Genomic DNA, 2,811 nt, shown 5'->3' on the forward strand with positions numbered 1-2,811 from the left:
GCCCGCCGGTCCCGGCGGGCGTCGATTTTGTGCTCTCCCCCCGAAGGGACGAACATTCACCTCGTGTCCCGCACCACCCATCCGAACCCCGACCCCCGGGAGGCCGCCGTGACCTCCGCGCCCGGCCCCGGGCCGCTCACCCGGTCCACGGGCACTCCGCTCTGGGCGCAGCTGCGCGCCGACCTGCTGCGGCGGCTGGACGAGGGCGAGTTCCGCGACGTCTTCCCCGGTGAGCTCGACCTCGTCGCCGAGTACGGGGTCAGCCGCCACACGGTCCGCGAGGCCCTGCGGAAGCTCCGCGAGGAGGGCCTGGTCACCGCCCAGCGCGGCCGGGCCTCGCGGTTCACCGCGAGCCGCCCGCTGGAGCAGGACATCGGCGAGGCGTACAGCCTGTTCCGGGCCGTCGAGGAGGTCGGCGCCGTCCAGCGCAGCGTGGTGCGCGCGCTGGACCGGCGGGCCGACGGCGTCATCGCCGCCCGGCTGGGACTGGAGGAGTCCACGCCGCTCGTCTACCTCGAACGCGTCCGGCTGGCCGACGAGGAACCGCTCGCCGTCGACCGGATCTGGCTCCCCGCGGACGTGGCCGAGCCGCTGCTGGACGTCGACTTCACCCACACCTCGCTCTACGACGAGCTCGAACGCCACTGCGGCAGCCGCATCCGCGGCGGCTGGGAACGCATCCGCGCCGTGGTCCCCGGCCGGGGCGAGCGCATCCTGCTCGACTGCCCCGCCACCACCGCGCTGCTCGCCATCGACCGGCTCGGCCACGACGCCGACGGGCGTGCGATCGAGTGGCGCCAGACGCTCGTCCGCGCGGACCGCTTCGCCGTCGCCGCCGCCTTCTCCGCCCACGACTACCGCCTGGGCGCCCCGGTCCAGACGCCCTGACGGCAGCAGCCGGTTCGGCGTGCCGGGTTGGTGTGGACCGCTTCGCCGTCGCCGCCGCCTTCTCCGCCCGCGTCTATTGCCGGGGTGTCCCGGTCCGGATGCTCTGGCGGCAGCAGGCGGTTCGGCGTGCCGGGTTGGCGCGGGGCGGCTTCGTTGTGGCCGCCGGGTTCTTGGCCCGCGACTACCGGCTGGGTGTCCCGGTCCGGCGCGACGCGGGCTTCGTTGTCGTCGCTGGGTTTTCTGCCTATGACTACCGGCTGGGCGCCTCGGTCCGGATGCTCTGACCGGTGTGGGCCCGTCTGGGCGAGCTGCCCGGCGAGCAGGGAATGGCGCGGGGCGGGCTTCGCTGTCGCCGCCGCCTTCTCCGCCCATGTCTACCGCCTGGGCGCTCCGGTCCAGACGCCCTGGCCCCACCGCGCCCGGCGGAGCCGCACGGGCGCCCGGGGCCGGTCAGCCCCGCCGGGCGCGAGGACACGCCTCGGCGACCAGGACGACGCGAGGCGGGCATCGGCGGCTTCGAGGCCACCTCCAGCGGGGCAAGGAGCAGGTCACGGCTGTCCGATCCGTGGGCGGTCGGCTTGGAGCTGACGCTCCGGCGTCGTCTGCCGGGACGGGCGGACCCCGGCACCGAACAGGAACGAGGGCTCCACCGGGGTGCCGTGGTGACGGTGGCCCGCGTCAGCCGCGGGGCGGACCGCCGTCCGGCCCGAGCCTGCCGCTGCGGGAGCCCGCGGCGCGCGTGTCCGGGGCCGGACCGGTCCGCCCTTGTCCTCGGCCACTCGCTCCAGCGGCCCACCTGATCCGATCAGCCCGGCGGGCCAGGTTGCCCGCGTCAGCCGCGGGGCGGACCGCCGGGCGGCCCGAGCCGGCCGGTGAGGACGATCGCGGCTCCGTCGGCCTTGCCTGCCGGTGCGGGATTCGGTGGGGCGGGCGTCCGGGGCCGGCCCGGCCGCCCTGCCCGCCGGCCGCTCGCGTCCGGCGGGCCACCCGACCCGGTCACCCCCGGCGGGCCAGGTGGTGGGCGACGTAGCGGTGCAGGCCGTCGGGGTTGGCGGGGAGGGAGCGGGCGTCGGCGAGGGCGGCGAGCCCGGCGGCCCGGGTGGTGCCGAAGCGCGCGGTGGCGTCCTCGAAGGCCATCGGGGAGCGCTCGGGGCGGGTGGTCGGCACCGGGAGCAGGGCCAGCGCTCCGGCGAGCGGGCGGTTGTCGGGTTCGGCGGCCGCGGCCTCGTGGACGGCCTGCCAGAAGTCCTGGTACTCGACCTTGCGCAGGCCGAAGGCGGAGCCGAAGCCGCCGAGCAGGTCGTCGAACGGCAGCGGGCCGGGCCGCAGCAGGTGGAAGTAGCCGGCCCGGCGGTGGGTGACGGCGGCGACCAGCAGCCGCCCGACGTGGTCGACGGGGGTGTAGTCGGTGCTGAGGTCGCTGGTGAAGTAGGCGCCGACCCGCAGGCAGGCCTGGACGAGCAGTTCGACCCGCGAGCCGGGGTTGGGGATGCCGGTGCCGGTGGACGGCATGACCTCGCCGAGCCGGTGCACCGCGACCGCCATGCCGCGGTCGGCGGCGGCCTGGACCAGCTGTTCGGCGGCCCACTTGGACTGCCCGTACCCGGTGTCGGGCGTACGGCCGGCGGGGAGCGGGCGCTCGGCGACGGGGCTGTCGGAGGCCGGTTCCGCCGGGCAGGCCGCGAGGGTGGAGACGAAGTGCACCATCGTGGGCCGGCCGGTGGCGGCGAGCCGGAGCAGCTCCACGGTGCCGGTCACGTTGGTGCGGCGGTGGGCGTGGTAGCCGCGCACCAGGTTGACCATGGCCCCGGCGTGCACCACGGTGTCGACCTCGCCCGCCGCAGCCAGGTCCTGGTGCACCGCCAACTCACCCTGCTGGACGCGATGGAGCGCCGCACCGAGGACCCGTCCGAGCTGGCCGAC

Annotated in this window: 3 protein-coding genes; 2 read left to right on the forward strand and 1 reads right to left on the reverse strand. The window is 76.4% G+C overall.

Translation table 11 applies throughout. From position 1 onward, the window contains the following. The first annotated feature begins 63 nt into the window (after positions 1 to 63). A complete protein-coding gene (locus tag ABZW03_RS39440; RefSeq protein WP_355269495.1) occupies positions 64 to 888 on the forward strand; it encodes a GntR family transcriptional regulator in 825 nt (274 codons plus the stop codon). A gap of 32 nt (positions 889 to 920) precedes the next feature. Beyond that, a complete protein-coding gene (locus ABZW03_RS39445) occupies positions 921 to 1,172 on the forward strand; it encodes a hypothetical protein (protein WP_355269497.1) in 252 nt (83 codons plus the stop codon). Positions 1,173 to 1,884: 712 nt separating this feature from the next. Here the strand turns inward: ABZW03_RS39445 and ABZW03_RS39450 are convergent. Further along, positions 1,885 to 2,709 (reverse strand): SDR family oxidoreductase, encoded by an 825-nt coding sequence (locus tag ABZW03_RS39450; RefSeq protein WP_355269499.1) that lies wholly within the window; start codon positions 2,707 to 2,709, stop codon positions 1,885 to 1,887. Between the last annotated feature and the right edge of the window lie 102 nt (positions 2,710 to 2,811).

The sequence above is a fragment of the Kitasatospora sp. NPDC004799 genome, assembly GCF_040609095.1.
Lineage (GTDB): Bacteria > Actinomycetota > Actinomycetes > Streptomycetales > Streptomycetaceae > Kitasatospora.